The sequence below is a fragment of the Arthrobacter sp. P1_B3 genome (genome assembly GCF_056406615.1).
The window spans coordinates 249978-269358 of sequence record NZ_JBFTZV010000001.1 but is presented as its reverse complement, the minus strand read 5'-3'; the positions used below and the strand labels follow the sequence as shown (position 1 = coordinate 269358).

Genomic DNA, 19381 nt, shown 5'->3' with positions numbered 1-19381 from the left:
ATTGGGAGCGGGCACGCTTCGGAGGCCGATGTCCTGGGCGTCACAGGATAGGAAAAACGATGAGCAAATATCTGTTCGAAGCGAACTACGTTGGCGACGGGATCAAGGGCCTCATGCGTGAGGGCGGCACCAAGCGGCGTGATGCGGTCGTCGAGGCCCTCAAGTCCGTGGACGGTTCACTCGAAAGCTTCTACTACGCGTTCGGGGAGACGGACGTCGTGGGGGTCTTCGATATCCCCGACCAGGCCAACGCCGTCGCCCTGTCGCTGATGATCAATTCCACCGGCGCCGTGAACCTGCACCTGAAACCGCTCATGTCAGCCGAGGACCTCGACGCGGCAGCCAAGAAGACGCCGTCGTACCGGGCCCCGGGGCAATAGATCACGAACGCTGGGCGCGTTCTGACGGATCCCCGCCGCTGTGAACCATAGGACTAGACTCGTCCCAGCTACGTGAGAAGGGGGACTCGTGGGGTTGTCTGCGCAACAAACGCGCCAGGGCACGAACTATAACCGACTGGCCATTGTGTCGCTGGCCCTTGCTGCATTGGCCGTGATCGGCACCGCTGTCGCCAGTGTGGCGGTTCTCGCTGTCTTCGCCGTCGGAGCCGGCCATGCATCGCTCAGCCAGATCAAGGCACGCGGTGAGCGGGGACGCGGGCTGGCCCTCACCGCCCTCGTGATCGGCTACGGCGTCGCTGCCCTGGCCCTCGTATCCACGATCTACTTCGCTGCAGTCTTCGCTGTTCACCAATAGCCAGTTCACCAATAGCCGGTTCACCAGCAGCCCGTTCACCAGCAGCCGACGGCGGGCGCCGCTCGGGCGTGCCCGCTGCCTTGCCCGCGCGGCGCACCAGCGGCGACGCGTGAGTGCCCGCATGTCTGCCAGTAGGCTCAGGGCATGTCACTGAGCAAGTCACTCCACCGGGGAAGACATTGGATGCGCGGCACCGCGCTGCTGTTGGCTGTGGCCGGCGCGGCAGCAGGCCTGGCCGGGTGTGAATACACCGATGACCTGTCAGATCCGACGGCGGCGCCCACCAGGTCCGGACGGCCGGCACGTTCGCTGCCGCCACCGGTGGACCCGGGAGTCGCCACCGCGGAGAAGCGCAACCTGGATGACCTCGGAGCGGTCCTCGGCGCCCGGCCGGGCGGGATCGTCCTGGAAGGCGTCGGCGGGATCGGCGGCGGCGGATTGCGCAAGTCGGTCAAGGCCCTGGCGAAGGGGACCTACACGGTCACCGCCGCCTGCGTCGGTGCACCGACCAGCTACATTTCCATCTCCCAGGACGGCCTCCGGAACGGAGGGAAACTCGAACTGACACTCGACTGCGGCAAGGCCACCCAAGCACAGGTGGAGCTTGCGGCCGGCCCGGTCCAGGCCCAGGCCGACCGCCGTATGACCGGGCCCGGGGCCGGCGAAGTCGCCGGTTTCTGGATGGTCCCGGCCGCGCCCGGGTCCTAGCCGGGCACCGTTTCAGCGTCAAAACTTCGGGGTCAACGGCTTAACGGCAACCGCCAGAAGGCCGCCGGCAGCTGGCCCGCCAAGCGGGGCCCGTCCCCTCGCAGGCGGCAGGGCCCCGCACCGGCAGTACCGGAGGTTTTAGCGCAGCTGTGTTATTTGGTGCCGTTGTATTCCTCGTCGGTCACGAGGTCACCCCACTCGGACTCCGCGCCGCCCTCGGCGGGGGCTTCCCACATCGCAAGGTGGGTCATGAAATGGTCCGGCGCGGCACCGTGCCAGTGCCATTCGCCCGGCGGCGTGTAGATCGTGTCGCCGGGACGGATCTCCGTCACCTCTCCGCCGCGGGCCTGGACCAGGCCGACGCCTTCGGTGACGTGCAGGGTCTGCCCAACGGCATGCGAGTGCCAGGCCGTGCGTGCGCACGGGGCAAAGTGCACGGCGTTGACGCGCATGCGGGACGGTTCGGGCTGCGGGGCCGCGATGACGTCAAACCAGACGTCGCCGGTGAACATCTGCGCCGGTCCCTTGACGCTTGGCTTCTTTGCTTGGATTTCCACTGTCATTTCCTCACAGGGTGTTTGTCTGGGTGTTGACTGGCTGGCGCGACCGGAGGCCGCGTCCCGGGGCTCGGAGGCTGGTTCGGCGTCCTAGTTCAGGGTCGCGGTGTCAATCACGAAGCGGTAGCGGACGTCGGAGGCCAGGACGCGCTCGTAGGCGTCGTTGATCTTCGCGGCCGGGATGACCTCGATCTCGGCGCCCAGACCATGCTCAGCGCAGAAGTTGAGCATTTCCTGGGTTTCGCGGATGCCGCCGATGGCCGAGCCGGCGAAGGAGCGGCGCCCCATGATCAGGGAGAACACGTTCACCGGGAGCGGTTCCGCGGGCGCGCCGACGTTGACCAGGGCGCCGTCGAGGGACAGCAGCTGCAGGTAGGCGCTGATGTCGATCGCGGCACTGACCGTGTTGATGATCAGGTCAAAGGTGCCGGCGAGTTCCGCGAAGGTGTTTTCGTCGCTCGTGGCGTAGTAGTGGTCCGCGCCGAGGCGAAGACCGTCTTCCTGCTTCTTCAGCGACTGGGACAGGACGGTGACGTCGGCGCCCATGGCGTGGGCGATCTTGACTGCCATGTGGCCCAGGCCGCCCAGGCCGACGATCGCGACCTTTTTGCCAGGGCCTGCGCCCCAGTGGTTCAGCGGCGAGTAAGTGGTGATGCCGGCGCACAGCAGCGGCGCGGCGACGTCGAGCTCGATGCCCTCAGGAATGGTGACCACGAAGTCTTCGGCCACCACGACGTGGGTGGAATAGCCGCCCTGGGTGATGGTGCCGTCACGGTCGACGGCGCCGTAGGTGCCGGTCATGCCCTTGAGGCAGTACTGTTCCTCGCCGGCCAGGCAGTTAACGCACTCGCCGCAGGAGTTGACCATGCAGCCGACGCCGACGCGGTCGCCGACGGTGTGCTTGGTCACGGCGGAACCGACCTCGGTGACGATCCCGGCAATTTCATGGCCGGGGACCAGTGGATAGGTCTGCGGACCCCAGTCGCCGCGGACGGTGTGGATATCCGAATGGCAGATCCCGGCGAACTTGATCTCGATCAGGACATCGTGCGGGCCCACGTCGCGGCGCTCGATGGTGGTGGGGGCGAGCGGCTCGATCGCGGACGGTGATGCGTAAGCGTTGACGGTAAGCAATGAATCTCCTGCTTGTTGATCGTTGGGGTTGTTCAACGGAACACCATCCATCAAACCCGTCTTCGCAACGCTGAGGGAGTCCCTGCTGATAGGGGTACTGGCAGGGTCTCCCTCAGCGGGCCGTAAGGCCTAACGTTGATGGCATGGACAATCGAGACGCGACCCGCGAATTCCTTGCCTCGCGCCGGGCGAAGATCACCCCCGAGCAGTCAGGGCTGCCGGTCTACGGCGCCAAGCGCCGCGTGCCGGGGCTGCGCCGCGGGGAAGTCGCGATGCTGGCCGGCGTCAGCGTCGAGTATTACACCCGGCTCGAGCGGGGAAACCTGTCCGGCGTTTCGGAGGGTGTGCTGGATGCTGTGGCAAAGGCGCTGCAACTCGACGACGCCGAACGGGCCCACCTCTTCGATCTGGCCCGGGCGGCGGCCCCGGGCAGCCGGACCCGCCGTCGCCCCCGTCCCGCGGAGTCCGTCCGACGGAGCGTTCAGCTGACGCTGAACGCAATCACCAACGCGCCCGCATTTGTGCGGAACGGACGCATGGACATCGTTGCGGCCAACCCGCTGGGCTATGCCCTGTATTCGGACATGTATGTGGGTCCGGCCCGCCCGGCCAATCATGCCCGTTTCATCTTCCTGGATGGCCGCTCGCGCAGCTTCTATCCGGACTGGGAGCGTGCGGCGAACGACACCGTCGCGATCCTGCGCACCGAGGCCGGCCGCGACCCCTACGACCGCGGGCTGACCGACCTGGTGGGCGAACTATCGACCCGGAGCGAGGAATTCCGCACCCTGTGGGCCGCGCACAACGTGCGCCAGCACTACACCGGGCTCAAGCACCTCCACCACCCGGTGGTCGGGGATCTCCACCTGATGTACGAGGCCATGGATGTCTCGGCCGACGCCGGGCTATCCCTACTGGTCTACAACGCCGAGCCCGGCTCCGCGTCGGAGGATGCGCTGCGGCTGCTGGCCAGCTGGGCCGCGACCAACCGACAGGTCAAGGAGGCCAAGGCAGCTTCTACGGTGGACAAGGCCTAACCGCACGGAGCAGGCCGGAACGCTCACGCCAGGGCGGAAATGCCGTCCGCGTATCCATCGGGCTGGCCGCCGTTGGAGGTGAAGTTGTTCAGCCAGGCCATGGCGTCGTCCCTGGAAGTGAAGAACTCATGGGGGTACCGGGTGTGCCGGCTCATTGCCGCCGCAATCACGCGATCCACAGTGCTGGATCCAAGCACGGCGATCGCCAAAACCCCTGTTGTCTGCGCGAACTCGTACCTGGCGGCCGCGCTGATCTCCACATCCGTCATTTCGGAGAGCATCGGCATCGGTGTTCCGCCGCTGACCTGCGCTACGGCCCGCATGGCGTCCCTGGCGTCGTGGACATCAACAAACGAGCCGGGCTGCCAAACCGATCTGATGATGCCCGCGCTGACGCTCAGCACGTTCTTTCCATCAGCAGCTGCAATATGTCCTGGCATCATCGAAACCATTGTAGGTCCGGCCCTGCCAAGCCAGGGCTTTGGGCACGGTGTGCGTGGCGGAGCGCAAACGGTGGCCGGTTGCGGCTGCACTGGGCCCGGCTCCCCCCGGAATGGACATGCCCCACGGCGCGGAGGGCATGCCCCTTGGTCCGGCGCCACGCGCCAGCCCGGGACATGCTCTGTTGCTCTGTACGGTGCTGCCTTGCAATGAGCATGTCCCCAAAGGCCTGCGTTGACTGGACATGTCCCCCTCCGGCATTTGGACATGCCCCACGGTGCGGCCCAGGGATGGACATAGTGGGCTTATGTCCATCCCTGGGCGCCGGAACAGGGCATGTCCCCCGGAGAGAAACAGCGGAACCGGCCCAACCCCTGACCGGCTCCGGGATCAGGACTCCAGGACCAGCAGCTGGGCCTTGTCCGCGTCCCAGCCCACCCACAGCTCCTCATCCGGCAGGATCCGGGTGCCCCTGTCTGAGCTCAGCTCGCGGAGCTGGAGTTCGTGGCCGCCGGCCGTGAGGCGGTGGCGGACCGTGGCGCCCAGATTCGTGGAGGACACCAGGGTCGCGGCGCATCCGTTGCCGGCCGAAGCCCGCGTCCTGAACTTGAGGTGCTCCGGGCGGATCGAGACGGCGTAGCTCTCGCCGCTGGCCCCGCGGTCCCGGACCTTTGCCAGGCCAAGTCCGCCGAGGTCCACAACTGCCTCCTCGCCGTTTCGCTCCACGATGGTGCACGGGATGAGGTTCGTGTCGCCGAGGAAGCTGGCCACCCAGTCGGTCATGGGGTGGTTGTACACCTCCTCCGGCGGGCCGGACTGCACGATCTTCCCGTCCCTCATCACCACGATCCGGTCCGACATGGCCATGGCCTCGTCCTGGTCGTGCGTCACGAACAGCACGGAGATGCCCAAGCTCTTCTGCAGGGTCTTGATTTCCTCCTGCATCTGCTCGCGGAGGCGCTTGTCCAGGGCTGCCATCGGCTCATCCAGCAGCAGGGCCGCCGGGTTGAAAACCAGTGCCCGGGCCAGCGCCACCCGCTGCTGCTGCCCACCGGAGAGCTGGCGGGGCTTGCGGTCACCCATCTTGCCCAGTCCCACCCGGTCCAGAGCATCCGAGGCGCGCTGGCGCCGTTCCGCCCGCGGCACCTTCCTCATGCGGAGCGCAAACTCCACGTTTTCCAGCGCGCTCATGTGCGGGAACAGGGCATAGTTCTGAAACACCACACCAAGGTTGCGGTCCCGGGGCGGCAGCGAGTCCACAGGCCTGCCGTCAATGAGGACGGTTCCGGCGGTGTGTTCTTCAAACCCCGCAACCATCATCATGGTGGTCGTCTTGCCGGAGCCGCTGGGGCCCAGGAGGGTCACGAACTCTCCGGGCTGAACCGTCAGGTCCAGCCCGTCCACGGCAACGACGTCGCCGTAGTGCTTGCTGACCTGGCGGAGCTCAATGGCGCCCTGGGCGGCTCTCCCCGTCCCGGGAATTGACTCCGCGGAAATCACTGATGCGGTCATCGACTTTCCTTACGTTTGTGCGGACACGGCCAGCGGCAGCATCCGGGTTGAAGAACGGCGCTTGAGGACAAACAGGACCTGGAGCAGCAGCCCGATTGTGGCGACGCTGACCAGCAGCGCGGACGACACCGCGATCTTCGGGGTCAGGTTGAACTGCATATCCGTGAACATCTTGACGGGCAAGGTGGTGGCACCCGGGGACTGCATGAACAGGGACATCACCGTCTCATCGATGGAGACCGAGAACGCGAAGAGCGCCCCGGAAATCAGGCCGGGCAGGATGATGGGCAGATACACGTGCCGCAGGACGGAGAGCGGACCTGCCCCGAGGCTCTGCGCCGACCGGACCAGGGCCGGGTTGAGCCCGGCGAGGCTGGCACGGGTGGTCAGGTACACATAGGGGGTCGCGATGACTGCGTGCGCCAGGCCGATGGGAACGATGCTGCCCACCATGCCGATCGAGATGAAGAACTGGTAGAAGGCCAGCGCGAGCACCACGGTCGGCACGATCATCGGCGCGAGGATCAGACCCACTACTGCGGGCTGGCCGGGGAACTTGCGCCCGTGAAGGCCGATCGCCGCGGTGGCGCCCAGCAGCACACCGATCACGACAGCGATCGCCGCCGACTGCAGGCTGGCCGTCAGGGCGGAGGTCCAGGCCCGGTCGGCGAAGAATCCGGCCACGGCGGCGAAGGAGATCCCCTCCGGCGGGAAGGTGATGTAGCGGCTGTCGTTCAGCGCGACCGGCACCACAATCGCCGTCGGAATGACGAGGAAAAGGAAGGCCGGGATGGAAAGAAGCGCCAGCAGGCGGTGCTGCGGATTAGTTGTCTTCATGTTGGCCTCCTGCCTTGAGGACGCGCTGGTAGACGGCCACGAGGATGCTGACCATGACCGTCAGGATGACGGCCAGAGCAGCGGCCCCGGAGAAGTCCGTGAGCTGTCGGGCGTAGTAGTCGATCTGGTTGGCGATCATCATGTCGCCTGGTCCGCCCATCACCACGGGCGTGATGAAGAAGCCCGTGCTGATGATGAAGACCAGCAGCCCGGCGGCGGAAATGCCGGGCATGCTCAGCGGCAGCGTGATCCTGCGGAACACGGCTCCTTCCCGTGCGCCAAGCGAGCGGGCCGCCAGCCCCAGCCGGTCATCGATCGAGGCCAGCGAGGAGAAGATCGGGAACACCGCGTACGGCAGCAGGCAGTGCACCATGCCGACGATCACGGCGAACCGGTTGTGCAGCAACGGGATCGGCGCACCCGTAAGCCCGATTCCCTGCAGGAAGGCGTTCACCATGCCGTTGTCCTGGAGCAGGACCGCCCAGGCGAAGTTTTTCACCAGGATGCCGGTCCAGAACGGCAGGAGTACGACGGCGAACAGGATCACCCGGGTGACGGTTCCGGCCCGCCACAGGACCATGGCGATGATGTAGCCGAGCACCACAGTGACGACGGTGCTCGCCAGGCTGATGGTCAGGGTGTTGACCAGTGCGCGCACCACCAGCGGGTCCTCAAGGACGCGCTGGTAGGCGTTGTCGGCGAAGCTTGCGCCGACAAGTTTGCCCAACGGCGTCAGGAACAGCACGACGTCGAAAGCAAGGATCGGGGCCAGCAGCAGCCACCAGCCGCTGCGCCGCCGTCGGGGTGCGTCAGCAGAAGGTGGCGCACCGCGGCCGCGTGGCCGCGTCCGTTCGAGGGTTGCGTTGCTCATCTCAGCTGGCCTGCCAGAGCTTAAACTGCTGCTCGGTCTTCTTCAGGTTCTGCGACCACCATTTGTCGTCGCGGACCAGGATCTTGTCCGCGAGCCGGGGGCTGGTGGGAAGCGTGTCCGCGATTTCCTTCGGCAGCTTGGACAGCGCCGGGGTGTTGGCCAGGGTCAGGTTGGTGACCTTGTCGAACGCTGCGCCGGCCTCCGCGTCGTTGGACATGAAGTTCATCAACTTGAAGGCGGCTTCCTTGTTCTTGGCGCCCTTCGGCACCACGAAGTAGTCGCCGGCGAGGACGGCGTTTTCGGCGGAGAAGTTCAGCTTGGCGCCGTCATTGCGGGCTGCGTTAATGCGGTTGTTGAAGCTGGTGGAGAGGGAGACCTCGCCGGAGGTGAGCTGCTGGATGGGCTCCTGGTTGGCGGCGTGGTAGAGCAGCCGGTCCTTGCCCGGGTGCTGGCCCAGGACCCTCAGGGCCCGGTCGACGTCGAGAGGGTAGACCTGGTCGAACGGGACACCGTCGGCCAGCAGGGCGGCTTCCAGGACGGAGCTGTCGGACAGCTGGTTGTACACCGAGCGCTTGGTGTTGTACTTGCCCTGGTCGAAGAACTGGGCCCAGTCCTTCGGGGCCTGCGCGTCAGAAATGACCTTCTGGTCCCACGCCATGACGAACAGGAAGCTCAGGTACTTGATGCCGTATTCGGCCTTCGCGTATCCCGGCAGTCCCTTGTCACTGATGATGTCGTAGTCGAACTTCTCCAGCAGCCCCTCGGCCACGGCTACCTCATACTCCGGCGCCGTGATTTCCACGAGGTCCCACTGCACGTCGCCGGACTGGACCTGGGCCTTGAGCGCGGCCAGGCTGGTGTTGGCCAGCAGCGTCGTCTGGATCCCCGACTGCTTGGAGAACGGGTCCAGGATCGTCTGGGTCAGCTGGTCGTTGTAGGAGCCACCGTAGGACGTGACCGTCACCGTCTTGTTCGCGGCGGCACTTTCGGCGGGCTTGGCCGCGCAGCCGGAGAGCGCCAGACCCGCAAACGGCGTCAGTGCTGCCGCCTTGAGGAGCTGCCTGCGGTCAAAGGGAGTGGAACGGAATTCTGTCATGGGGGACAGTGCCTCTCATGTACGCGGGCACGCCGAAAGAAGGCGCGCCGGATTGCGGGCGTGGTGGGGTGCGGTGCGTGTGGTTGCGTGTAGCGCAGGGAAAAGAGGAAGGGACAGCGGCGGTTCGCGCGCGCCATCCATTCCACCTGGAGATCTCGAGTCCGCCTTCCGGCGGCTTTTCGGTTTCGCAACTCTAACTGTGAAGTTGCTCACTAGTCAACAGTTGTATTGCTTTAAGAAACAACGGGATTTCTGTCCCGCGCGCTCCCCTAACGCCGACTTCCGCTGCCCTCCCGGGCATCTCCAGATCCACGGACCGCCCCTGGCCGGATCATGAAGAATGCGCCTGAACCGGCCGGGGACGTGAAGACCACGCTCGATTCCTCGATCGGCGGCTTGGAACACCTCATGGTCCACCCGACACCCGCCGCGTGAGCCGCGGGGATCACTGAATGATGCGGCCGTCGTGGATAACAGTCCTCGGCCTGTCCTGGTCCCAGAGAACTGCCGGGTCCGCAAAGGGGTCGCCGTCCAGGATCACGGCATCGCCTGCCATCCCGGGTCCGATGCGCCCGATGCTTGGGTCCTGAAGAAGTTCCGCGTTGACCGAGGTCAGCGACCTCAGCGTCTCCAACACCCCCGCCGCCTCGATCTGCAGCCGAATGCCGACGAGCTGATCGTCCTCAAGGTCCCCCATCAGGTCAGACCCGAAGCCCACTTTGACTCCCGCCTGCAGGGCCAGTTCCACAGCGACCTTTCCAGCCTCAAGCACCTCGGCGTTCTTGGCCTGGGAAACGGGGTTCAGACCCAGCCCCGCTCCCCTTCGGCTCATGGCATCGTAGGCCGCAAGCGTCGGCACGAGGAAGCTTCCGTGCCCGGCCATCATCTGCGCCGTGTCCCGGTCCAGGAGGTTCCCGTGTTCTATGGAACGTACCCCGTTTTCCACGGAATGCCGGATTGCCTCGGGTGAATACGCATGGGCCGCAACGTAGCTGTTGCGCCGGGTGGCCTCGTCCACCACCGCCCGGACTTCTTCTGCTGAATACTGCGGTAGGCGGATGGGATCGGTCAGGGAGACGACGCCTCCGGAAGCCATGATCTTGATGGCATGGCTTCCCGTGCGGAACCGGTCACGGACTGCCCGGCGCAGGTTGTCCACACCGTCCACTACTGCGCACATGTGACCGTGATCGAAGCAGACGTCCAGATCCGCGGACCGGGGATCCCCATGGCCACCAGTCTGGCTGAGAGCCGGACCCGTGTAGTAGTACCTTGGAGCCGTGACCAGGCCGCTGCGGATGGCGCGGGCGAGCCCGCTGTCCCCGCCGGCCACGTCGCGGACGGTTGTGAATCCCCGCTGCACCGCGGCGCCCAAGCGGCGCGCCCCCACCAGGGCTGTGTAGCTCAGGAGCGAGCGCTCAACCTCAAGGCCGCCCAGACCAACGGCGTACGCATGAAAATGGGCATCAATGAGCCCGGGCACCACTACACGGCCGCCGGCGTCGATCACCTCGCCGTCGGGGATGACGTCCCCGGTCTCCTGAATGACCCCGTCCCGGAACAGGATGGATCCGCTTGCCAACTCGGGCGAATGTCCGTCAAAGATCCGGGCGTTCTGGATGGTCAGGGCGGCTGCGTTTGTCATGCTGACAACTCCTCGGTGAGACGTTCGCGGTTGGGCTCAGTCCGATTTTCTAGGTGCTGGCCGGTTCCGTGGAACCGCGCACCATCAGCGAGCCCTGGAGGATCAGCTGGGGCTGTTCCAGGGCCTGGCCCTCCATGAGCCTGCGGAGCTGCTCGCCGGCCTTGGCCCCGAGGGCGTCGCCCGGGAGGTGGACGCTGGTCAGGCCCGGGTTGGACGTGGCCGAATAGGGCAGGTCATCGAAGCCCGCCACGGCGAGCTCCTGCGGAATGCGGACGCCGGCCACCCGGGCTTCCTGCAGCACCCCGTAGGCATGGGTATCGGTGGCGCAGACGACGGCGGTAACACCGTCCCACTGCCAACTCGGCCACGCCGCGGCGAATGCTCCGGCGGCGGCGCCGACGTCAATGGTGGTGCCGATGACATGGTCCGCGGCCACGGTGATGCCCACCGCCGCGGACTCCTCCAGGAATGCCGCCCGCCGGATATCGAAGGTCGCCGTGCCGGTCACACTGTCCATGTACGCCGCCCGTTTGTGTCCGGCCCCCGCCAGGTGCCGGGCCAGCTGCCGGGCGCCGTGCCCGACGTCGAGGTTCACCGACGGGGCGAAGGACTCCAAGCCGGGTGCGTCCAGCAGGACCAACGGCCCGGCTGCGGAAAGTTCCTGAAGGAACGCCGCGCTGGGCGCATCCACCAGCAGCCCGGCCGGCCGCAAAGCCAGGAGCTTGCGGACATCATCGACGCGCGGGGACTCGCCGGCGTCCGTGACGGAGAGCAGGAGCTGGTAGTTGGCGCCCAGGGCGCCGCGGACACCGGCAATGACCTTGGCGAAAAATGGGTTGGAGATGTCCGGTGCCACCAGAATCACGATCGAGCTGATGCCCTTGGCCAGCGAACTGCCAATGCTGTCCACCACATAGCCAAGTTCGGCAATGGCTTCCCGCACCCGCGAAATGTTGTCTTCCGACACCCGCCCCTGGGTCTTCCCGTTGGCCACCAGGGAGACCGTTGCCGTGGAGACCCCGGCCCGCTCGGCCACCATCGCCGCGGTGACGCGCGGGGTGCGCCCCCGAAGTTCGTGCACTTGTTCGCCGGATTCCATACCTCGATCGTAGCCGGGAGGGGTGCGTCGCACCCGCCGCAATACATCAAGCGCTTGACGTAATGAACGTTAAGCGCTTGACGTTGACTCCGGGACAGTGTCAAACTCACTCTGAACGCTTTATCGCACCGCCCCGGCGGACCCCCAACGACGTGGAGATATTTACGTGGATCCCATCACCCTGAACCCGGAACGCAGGAAGATCATCCTGGACTGCGACCCGGGCCATGACGACGCCGTGGCCATGCTGCTGGCTCACGGCAATCCGAACATTGAGTTGCTCGCCGTCACGACGGTCGTCGGCAACCAGACCCTCGAAAGGGTCACCCGCAACGCCCTGTCCGTCGGCACGATTGCCGGCATCACCGGCGTCCCCTTCGCCGCCGGCTGCGACCGGCCCTTGGTCCGCAGCATCGAGACCGCCCCCGACATCCACGGTGACAGCGGCATGGACGGCCCCGCCCAGCCCGAATCCAGTATCGAACTGGACCCGCGCCACGCCGTCGATCTCATCATCGACACCGTCATGGCGCATGAGCCCGGCACCGTGACGCTGGTGCCGACGGCAGGACTGACGAACATCGCCATGGCGGCCCGCAAGGAACCGCGCATCGTGGAACGCGTGAAAGAAGTTGTCCTCATGGGCGGCGGGTACCACGTAGGCAACTGGAGCGCCGTTTCCGAATTCAACATCATCATCGACCCCGAGGCCGCACACATTGTGTTCAACGAACCCTGGCCGGTGGTCATGGTCGGCTTGGACCTCACGCACCAGGCCCTCGCGACCCCCGAAGTCGTGGAAAAAATCGCTGCCGTGGGGACCAGGCCGGCCCAGTTCGTGCTGGAACTGATGGAATTCTTCACCAAGACCTACAAGGACGCCCAGGGCTTTGACTACCCGCCCGTCCACGACCCCTGCGCCGTGGCCTACGTCATCGATCCCACGGTCATGTCCACCCGCAAAGTGGCGGTGGACATCGAGCTGCAGGGCCGGTTGACGCTTGGCATGACCGTGGCCGATTTCCGGGCCCCGGCACCGGCGGACTGCCACACCTCCGTGGCTGTGGACCTCGACCACGGGAAGTTCTGGGACCTCGTCACCGACGCGCTGGTGCGCATCGGCGACGTGGACCCGTCCGCTGCCGTCAGCATCGGCGCAGGGACCGGAGGAGCCAACTCATGAGCACCCTGACCTACGAATCCAAGACCACGCGCAGAAGTGTTACTGCCCTCACCGCCGCATTGTTGACGGCCTGCGTTGCTTTCCAGCTCAATGCCTCAATGCTCAGCCCTGCCCTGGTCACGATGGGCAACGAACTCAACACGGATCAGGCCGTGATCGGCCTGTCGCAGACCTGGTTCTTCACCGCGGCGGCATTGTTTTCCCTCTTCCTGCCGCGCCTTAGTGACATTGTGGGGCGCAAGAAGATCCTGCTGGGCATGATGGTGATGATGGCTGTCGGCTCCCTGATCGCGGCTATGGCCCCTGACATCACCTGGCTCTTCGTCGGACGCATCGTCCAGGGAGTCAGCGGCCCCACCGTCCCGCTGTGCCTGATCATGTTGCGGTCGGCCGTCAGCGACCCGCGAAAGTACGGCGCCCTCATGGGCCTGATCACCGCCGTCAACGGCGGGGTTGCCGGTGTGGACTCGTTTGTCGGCGGCTACTTCGCCGAACACTTCGGGTTCCGCAGCATCTTCTGGCTCATGGTCGCACTGGCCGTCGTGGCGGCAGGCCTCGTCGCCCTCCTGGCAGGTGAAAGCAAGCCAGCGATGGGCACCAAAATGGACTGGCCCGGCGTGGTCTTCATCGTCATCGCGGTCGGCGCCCTGCTGACAGCCCTCAACGAGGCCTCGAAGCTGGTCGGCGCGTTTTCTCCCGGCACACTTGCGCTGGCCATCGGCCTGATCGCCGTTGCCGCTATCGCCTTCTGCGGGTTCTGGATCGTGGAAAAGCGCACGCCGCAGCCTATGGTGGAGACCGCCCACCTGCGTCAGCGCTCGACGTGGGCGCCGCTGTTGACCACAACACTGACCATGACCGGCGTCTTCGCGGTCATCAACGGCATTGTCCCCGCCTACGTGCAGGCCACGGCCCCGGGCTTCGGCGTGGGACCCACCGAAATGTCACTCATCATCCTCACTCCCTATGCCCTTCTGGGGTGGGTGGTCGGCCCCATCAGCGGCCGTCTGGCCCCGGTTCTTGGCTACACCAAGGTGCTGCGGATCGGCATGGCCGGCAGCGTCGTGGCCCTGGCCGTCATTGCCTTCTACGGTCTCAGCAGCCTGCCGATGATGATTGCCGGAACAGCGTTGCTGGGCATCATGTACGCGGGGACGGTCAACATCATGCTGAACGGCCTTGGCGTTGTCCTCTCCCCCGAAGGCAACCCCGGCTTCCTCCCCGGCATGAACGCCGGCGCGTTCAACCTGGGCGCGGGCCTGAGCTTCCTGGTCCTGCCGGCGGCGCTCGTGGCCTCCTCCGCACTGGGCGATGCCCAGGCTTCCTACCTGGCCGCGATCGTTGTGGGACTTATCATCACCGTGGCGGCATTCGCTGCATCACTGCTGATTCCCAAGCCCGTAGAAGCTGAGGCAAAATGACCATCCCGACCCCGCCCCCGATCGTCGTCGTCGGATCGCTGAACGCGGACCTGACCATCTACTGCGACAGGCTCCCGCTCCCCGGCGAAACAGTGCACGGGAACGGTTTTGCGGTCAACCCCGGAGGGAAGAGCGCCAACCAGGCCGTCGCCGCGAGCAAGCTCGGGGGACGGGTCTTCCTGATCGGCGCGGTCGGCGACGACAGCAACGGGAACATGCTCCTGGCATCCACCGCCGGGGCGGGCGTGGATATTTCCCACGTCCGCCGCGCTCCCGATACCGCGACCGGCGTCGCCGTCATCTCCGTAGACGCGAACGGTGAGAACAACATCATCATCTCGGCCGGGGCCAACGGCACGCTGACGCCGGAGGATGTTGCCGCCTCCATCGAAGTGTTCCAGGGCGCGTCCGTGGTGTGCCTGTGCCTCGAAGTCGGCCTCGCCACGGTCGAAGCCGCGGCCCGGTTGGGCCACGACGCCGGCGCGACAGTTCTGCTCAACCTCTCGCCCTACGCCGAGATCCCGGCGAGCCTCGCAGATCTCTGCGACGTTCTGCTCGTGAACGCGCATGAGGCGTCGCTGTTCCTGGGCGGCACCGCCGTACCCGACGCCGACGCGGACACCGCGGCATGGGCGCCGGTCCGGGCCAAGTTCGCCGATCGCGGACTGCACCGCGTTGTGGTCACTTTGGGGGCCAACGGCTCCGTCGTCCTGGACTCCGGGACCGGGGCCGGGGCTGGGGCTGGGGACCACATCACCCGCATTGAACCCACCAGGGTTGAGGCCACGGACACCACCGGAGCGGGTGATGCGTTCACCGGCGCCGTGGCTGCGCGCCTTGCCGCCGGCGCATCGCTCCCGGCCGCTGCCGCCTTCGCATCCGTTGCAGCGGCCTTGGCAGCGACCAGGAAGGGCACGCAAACGGCGTACCCGGAAGCGGCCGACGTTCAGGAAATGCTGGCGTAACGGCCACCCCCACCAGTTGGGACCGCCACGGGAGTGGGCGGCGCTGCAGATACTGTCTGTGGCGCCCACTACCGGTTAAGCTCCGGACATGCCCGGTGGCCATGTCATGGCAGCAAACAATATGCACAGCAGATTCACAGCGAGGCGCTATTGAAGTTACCGCCGCAAGGCCGAGAATGGTTCGACCTGACAGGAGTATTTGCCGGGCGATGGTGGCCGCGACTTACTGGAGCATCAGTGGCGAGCGTCTTGACTAATCGAGCCGAAATCAAGCGAACGTGTACCGACTAGTGATGGGCTCCCAGCATGATCACTCTGCGCAAGCATGTACTTCCCTCGCTCCTCGCCCTGGTCCTGCTATCGACGTCGGCCTGTACGTCCGGGACAGCAGCCGGCTCCCCGTCCGGTGCCGCGCCGAGCCAATCCGCCAAGCCCGCCAAGTCCGCGAGCCCCAGTGTTGCCGTGCCGCAGCTGGCGCCCGTCAGCACGGTGGACGCGCGCACCGTGCTGGCGGCTTTCAAGTCCCGGGACATGGCGGGGCACATGCAGGCGCTGCAGCGGGTGGCCGATGCCAATGGCGGCAACCGCGCGTCGGGCACCTCCGGATATGAGGAATCGGCCCGCTATGTCGAGGAGCAGCTGCGGGCAGCCGGGTATGCGCCGGTGCGGCAGGCCTTTCACGTTCAAAGAGGACGGCCGGCGCGGGAAGACGGTGGAGTCCTTCAACATCCGGGCCGACACCGGCGGCGATGCCGGGCACACCGTGGTGGTCGGCGCGCACCTGGACTCCGTGCAGGAGGGCCCGGGCATTGACGACAACGGCAGCGGGGTGGCGGCGGTCCTGGAGACCGCGCGGTGGATGAAGGAGGCCGGGATCACGCCGGTCAACCGGGTCCGGTTCGCGTTCTGGGGCGGGGAGGAGGACGGCCTCTACGGGTCCCAGCACTACGTCGACGAGCTCAGCCAGGCCGAGATCAGCCAGACCGCGGTGAACCTGAACGTGGACATGGTGGCCTCGCCCAACGGCGTGCGCTCCGTCCATGACGGGGACGGCACGGACTTCGGCCACGCCGGTCCCGCCGGGTCCAAGGCGATCGAGGACATCTTCTTCCGCTACTTCGAGGAGAACGCGCTGCCCGCCGAGACGACGCCCTTTGACGGCGGGTCCGACTACGACGCCTTCCTCTCGGCCGGCATACCCGGCGGCGGGCTGTTCACCGGCGATGAGAAGAAAAAGACCCAGGCCCAGGCCCAGACCTATGGCGGGGTGGCCGGCAAGGACCTCGATCCCTGCTACCACGAAGCCTGCGACACCATCGCCAACACCAACCCGGAACTGCTCCAGGAAATGTCGGGCGCCCTGGCCTACGGCACCGTGGCCTACGCAATGGCGAAGACCGGCTAACTGCCCCGGTTGCCGATGAGACCGGACGTCCACACAGGAAGGTCCCCGGAACGGCACCTTCTGGTGAGGGGCCGTGCCGGGGACCTGTGCTTCCTGGGGCCAAACTGTGCCCTAGATTTCGGCCCCGCGTCGCGCCGGGGCTCCTTGGGGCTGCCGCACGGCGGCCGGCGTGAACCGTGCGCCGGTGTCCGGGAATCCGGGCACGGCAACGCGGGCATGGGTGTGGATCTCCTCGACTGAGTCGCGCGTGTGTTGCGCGATCTTCTCCATGGTGGTGACCCACATGCCGTCCATGGATTTAACCCGGTCCATCAGCTGTTCCAGGGCCACGGCCTTGGACGGCCGGCCGGAGATGAAGGGGTGGTTGGTCAGGACGAAGCAGCTCCCGGCAGCGTGGTGCGCTTCGGCCTCCAGCGTCCACATTTCGAGGACCTTGGCCGGGCTTTCGATGACACCGCTTCCGGTGACGCCCGGGTAGAAGGCGTACTGCTCCCAGTCGTCCAGAGCCCAGTCGACGGGGATTTCCACGAGGTCGCGGGGGTCCCCCTCGGCAACGCTGAAGCGGTAGGGCGCGTCGCCGTCGAGCAGGCTTGAGTCATAGAGGAACCCGCGGTCGGCAAGGAGCGTTGCGGAATGCCAGTTGAGCTCCCACCACGGTGCACGGTAGCCGGTCGGCCGGACGCCGGCGGCCTTGGCCAGGGCATCCAGGCCCCGGTCCAGGTACCGTGCCTCCGTGGCGGCGTCGATGCCCTGCATGTGTTCGTGCAGGTAGCCGTGGTGGGCGATCTCGTGGCCGCCGTCCGCAATCCGGCGAACTACGTCCGGGTAGCATTCGGCCGTGAAGCCCGGGACGAAGAACGTCGCCTGGATCTCCTGTCGCTCGAGGATTTGCAGGATCCGCGGGACGGCGACCTTGGGCCCGTAGGACTGGTGCGTCATGAGCGACATGCGCCTGGTGCTCTGCGGGTCATGGGCGATGGTGCAGGATTCGGCGTCGACGTCGAAGGTGAAGGACGCCGCGGCACGGTGGCCGTCGGGCCAGGTGATGGGATGGGCGGTGTCAGCAAAGGCGGGGAAGAAGTTCACGGGTTGATCTCCTGCTAAACGGCGGGGGTGGTTGACGTGACCGGAAGGCCGGTTGCGTCAGGTGAATCTGCGGTCTGTTCGCTGGGTGCGGGGACATCCAGGAACTTGCGGTGGAACCGCGGTCCGAGGACGGCGTAGGCGGCGGCGCTGGCCAGTCCCCCGGCGAGCCAGGACAGGTCCCATCCGCCCAGCGCGACGGCGATGGGCCCCTGCATGGCCGGCACCAGCCCGTACATGAACAGCCAGGTGGCGAAGATGCCGATGAGCAGGGAGGCGATGCCGGCCGGGTTCACGCCGGGCAGCCGCTTGGTGCCGACGGCGTCGAAGAGCCTGTCTGGGTTGCCGGGCCAGCGTTTCTCGATCCAGAAGTAGTGGACCAGCATGACCCCGCCCCAGGCAGCCACCCAGGCGACCAGCCCAATCAGCCAGGCGTCCAGTACCGTGGCGAAGTCTTCCTGGAAGATGAAGAAGATCACGACTGCCAGGGAGAAGACGCCGACGAACAGGTTCAACTTGCGCCTGCTGATGGAGATGTCCAGTGCCTGTGTGGCGACGGAAAAGGTGTAGATGTTCAAGATGTTGGTCGCGATCGGGCCGTGCAGCACCATGAGCAGCACGGGCAGAGCCAGCGCGCCGAAGTTCAGGACGATGAGTTTGCCGGGGTCTATTTCCCCTGTGTTGGTGGCCAGGCTGGCCCCCAGGATGCCCAGCCAGACGACGGGAATGAACTGGCCCAGCACCGACGCGAGGTAGACCTTGCGCTTGGGCACCGTGGTGCTGACGAAGCGGGAGTAGTCCGCGGCATAGGTGAACCAGGTGATGCCCCAGCCGATGCCGATGGCCGTCATGACCGCACTCATCGCGGCGATGCGTTCCGAGCCTTCCAGGATGTGGCCTGCAGGGCCGGCGTAGGTCCAGTTGATCTTCATGCCGAACCAGGCCACGGCGGACATCACGGTCAGGATGATGATGGTCGGCGGGACGGTCCATTTCTCGAACGCCGCGATCGCCTTGTAGCCGAACCAGGCAATGGTTACCTGCGCCGCCATGATGAACGTGGCGATGCCGATCTTCCATGCATAGTTGTGGGCCTCCGGGTCAACCCATCCCAGGGTTCCGAACAGCGCCATGACCAGATCCAGGATGATCCACGTGTTGACGGCACACCAGCCGATCACCAGAAGGGCCTGAATGGACGCCGGCAGGTAGTTTCCGCGCCGTCCGAAGGCGGCGCGGGCCAGCACCATGCCGGTGGCTCCCGTTTTTTGGCCCAGCAGGACAAAGCACCCGAAGAGCAGCATTCCGATCAGGTTTCCAAGGACGAGGACGGTGACCGTGTCCGCGAACCCCAGGCCGAGCTGGATGCCGAGCGCTCCGAGCACCCAGTTGATCGGGGCGAGGTTTGCTCCAGCCCAGATCCAGAACTGGCCGGACACTTTGCGGGTCCGCTCTGATTCGGGGATGGGGTGTAGCCACGCTTCGTGGTCTTCACCGGCTACCGGCGCGGTGCCGGCTGGGGCCGCTGGGGTTTTTTGACGCATTGGGAGCCTCCGGGGGTGTGTGGGATTCCTTCAAGATTATGTGTCGCAGGCCACATTCGACCATATACAATGTGTCCAAATAAACGT

19 protein-coding genes are annotated in these 19381 nt (G+C 66.1%); 8 read left to right on the top strand and 11 right to left on the bottom strand.

Features of this window, described 5'->3' with window-relative positions:
* The first annotated feature begins 59 nt into the window (after nt 1-59).
* From AC1D2F_RS01255 to AC1D2F_RS01245, 3 genes are all read left to right on the top strand, one after another.
* The gene (locus AC1D2F_RS01255) at nt 60-380 is read left to right on the top strand and encodes a GYD domain-containing protein (protein WP_018774995.1); all 321 of its coding nucleotides are present in this window, start codon (nt 60-62) and stop codon (nt 378-380) included.
* A 94-nt stretch (nt 381-474) separates the two neighbouring features.
* A complete protein-coding gene (locus tag AC1D2F_RS01250) occupies nt 475-756 on the top strand; it encodes a DUF4190 domain-containing protein (protein WP_476966025.1) in 282 nt (93 codons plus the stop codon).
* Nucleotides 757-900: 144 nt separating this feature from the next.
* Nucleotides 901-1464 (top strand): hypothetical protein, encoded by a 564-nt coding sequence (locus AC1D2F_RS01245; RefSeq protein WP_229994889.1) that lies wholly within the window; start codon nt 901-903, stop codon nt 1462-1464.
* 152 nt (nt 1465-1616) lie between these two features.
* On the opposite strand, the gene AC1D2F_RS01240 is transcribed toward AC1D2F_RS01245, so the two are convergent.
* Together AC1D2F_RS01240 and AC1D2F_RS01235 are read right to left on the bottom strand one after the other, a co-directional pair.
* A complete protein-coding gene (locus tag AC1D2F_RS01240; RefSeq protein ID WP_364746836.1) occupies nt 1617-2021 on the bottom strand; it encodes a (R)-mandelonitrile lyase in 405 nt (134 codons plus the stop codon).
* A 90-nt stretch (nt 2022-2111) separates the two neighbouring features.
* Nucleotides 2112-3155, bottom strand: a complete 1044-nt coding sequence (locus tag AC1D2F_RS01235; protein WP_364746834.1) for an NAD(P)-dependent alcohol dehydrogenase — start codon at nt 3153-3155, stop codon at nt 2112-2114.
* Nucleotides 3156-3298: 143 nt separating this feature from the next.
* On the opposite strand from AC1D2F_RS01235, the gene AC1D2F_RS01230 reads away from it, so the two are divergent.
* Nucleotides 3299-4192, top strand: a complete 894-nt coding sequence (locus tag AC1D2F_RS01230; RefSeq protein ID WP_476966024.1) for a helix-turn-helix transcriptional regulator — start codon at nt 3299-3301, stop codon at nt 4190-4192.
* Nucleotides 4193-4215: 23 nt separating this feature from the next.
* Here the strand turns inward: AC1D2F_RS01230 and AC1D2F_RS01225 are convergent, their stop codons facing one another.
* The 7 genes from AC1D2F_RS01225 to AC1D2F_RS01195 form a co-directional block, all read right to left on the bottom strand.
* A complete protein-coding gene (locus AC1D2F_RS01225; protein WP_364746833.1) occupies nt 4216-4635 on the bottom strand; it encodes a DUF7793 family protein in 420 nt (139 codons plus the stop codon).
* 388 nt (nt 4636-5023) lie between these two features.
* Nucleotides 5024-6145, bottom strand: coding sequence for an ABC transporter ATP-binding protein (locus AC1D2F_RS01220; protein ID WP_476966023.1), 1122 nt, complete (start codon nt 6143-6145; stop codon nt 5024-5026).
* A gap of 9 nt (nt 6146-6154) precedes the next feature.
* Complete coding sequence (locus tag AC1D2F_RS01215; RefSeq protein ID WP_476966022.1) at nt 6155-6982, bottom strand: ABC transporter permease; 828 nt, start codon at nt 6980-6982, stop codon at nt 6155-6157.
* Nucleotides 6969-7853, bottom strand: coding sequence for an ABC transporter permease (locus AC1D2F_RS01210; RefSeq protein WP_229994895.1), 885 nt, complete (start codon nt 7851-7853; stop codon nt 6969-6971). Before AC1D2F_RS01210 ends, AC1D2F_RS01215 begins: the two co-directional genes overlap by 14 nt.
* Nucleotide 7854: 1 nt before the next feature.
* Nucleotides 7855-8949: an extracellular solute-binding protein gene (locus AC1D2F_RS01205; protein WP_364746830.1), complete on the bottom strand. Its 1095-nt coding sequence runs from the start codon at nt 8947-8949 to the stop codon at nt 7855-7857.
* A 445-nt stretch (nt 8950-9394) separates the two neighbouring features.
* Complete coding sequence (locus AC1D2F_RS01200; RefSeq protein WP_364746828.1) at nt 9395-10594, bottom strand: metal-dependent hydrolase family protein; 1200 nt, start codon at nt 10592-10594, stop codon at nt 9395-9397.
* A gap of 49 nt (nt 10595-10643) precedes the next feature.
* Complete coding sequence (locus tag AC1D2F_RS01195; RefSeq protein ID WP_476966021.1) at nt 10644-11693, bottom strand: LacI family DNA-binding transcriptional regulator; 1050 nt, start codon at nt 11691-11693, stop codon at nt 10644-10646.
* A gap of 166 nt (nt 11694-11859) precedes the next feature.
* On the opposite strand from AC1D2F_RS01195, the gene uriH reads away from it, so the two are divergent.
* From uriH to AC1D2F_RS01175, 4 genes are all read left to right on the top strand, one after another.
* Nucleotides 11860-12876 (top strand): uridine-preferring nucleoside hydrolase UriH, encoded by a 1017-nt coding sequence (gene uriH / locus AC1D2F_RS01190; protein WP_229994899.1) that lies wholly within the window; start codon nt 11860-11862, stop codon nt 12874-12876.
* Nucleotides 12873-14297 carry a uridine transporter UriT gene (uriT, locus tag AC1D2F_RS01185; protein WP_476966020.1) on the top strand — a complete coding sequence of 475 codons (1425 nt, stop codon included), beginning with the start codon at nt 12873-12875 and terminating at the stop codon, nt 14295-14297. Before uriH ends, uriT begins: the two co-directional genes overlap by 4 nt.
* Nucleotides 14294-15262: a ribokinase gene (locus AC1D2F_RS01180; protein WP_476966019.1), complete on the top strand. Its 969-nt coding sequence runs from the start codon at nt 14294-14296 to the stop codon at nt 15260-15262. The genes uriT and AC1D2F_RS01180 overlap by 4 nt, the downstream gene beginning before the upstream one ends.
* A gap of 625 nt (nt 15263-15887) precedes the next feature.
* The gene (locus AC1D2F_RS01175; protein WP_476966018.1) at nt 15888-16667 is read left to right on the top strand and encodes a M20/M25/M40 family metallo-hydrolase; all 780 of its coding nucleotides are present in this window, start codon (nt 15888-15890) and stop codon (nt 16665-16667) included.
* A gap of 111 nt (nt 16668-16778) precedes the next feature.
* Here the strand turns inward: AC1D2F_RS01175 and AC1D2F_RS01170 are convergent, their stop codons facing one another.
* A complete protein-coding gene (locus AC1D2F_RS01170; RefSeq protein ID WP_229994903.1) occupies nt 16779-17753 on the bottom strand; it encodes a polysaccharide deacetylase family protein in 975 nt (324 codons plus the stop codon).
* Between the two features lie 14 nt (nt 17754-17767).
* Nucleotides 17768-19294 carry a purine-cytosine permease family protein gene (locus AC1D2F_RS01165; RefSeq protein ID WP_229994904.1) on the bottom strand — a complete coding sequence of 509 codons (1527 nt, stop codon included), beginning with the start codon at nt 19292-19294 and terminating at the stop codon, nt 17768-17770.
* Nucleotides 19295-19381 lie beyond the last annotated feature (87 nt).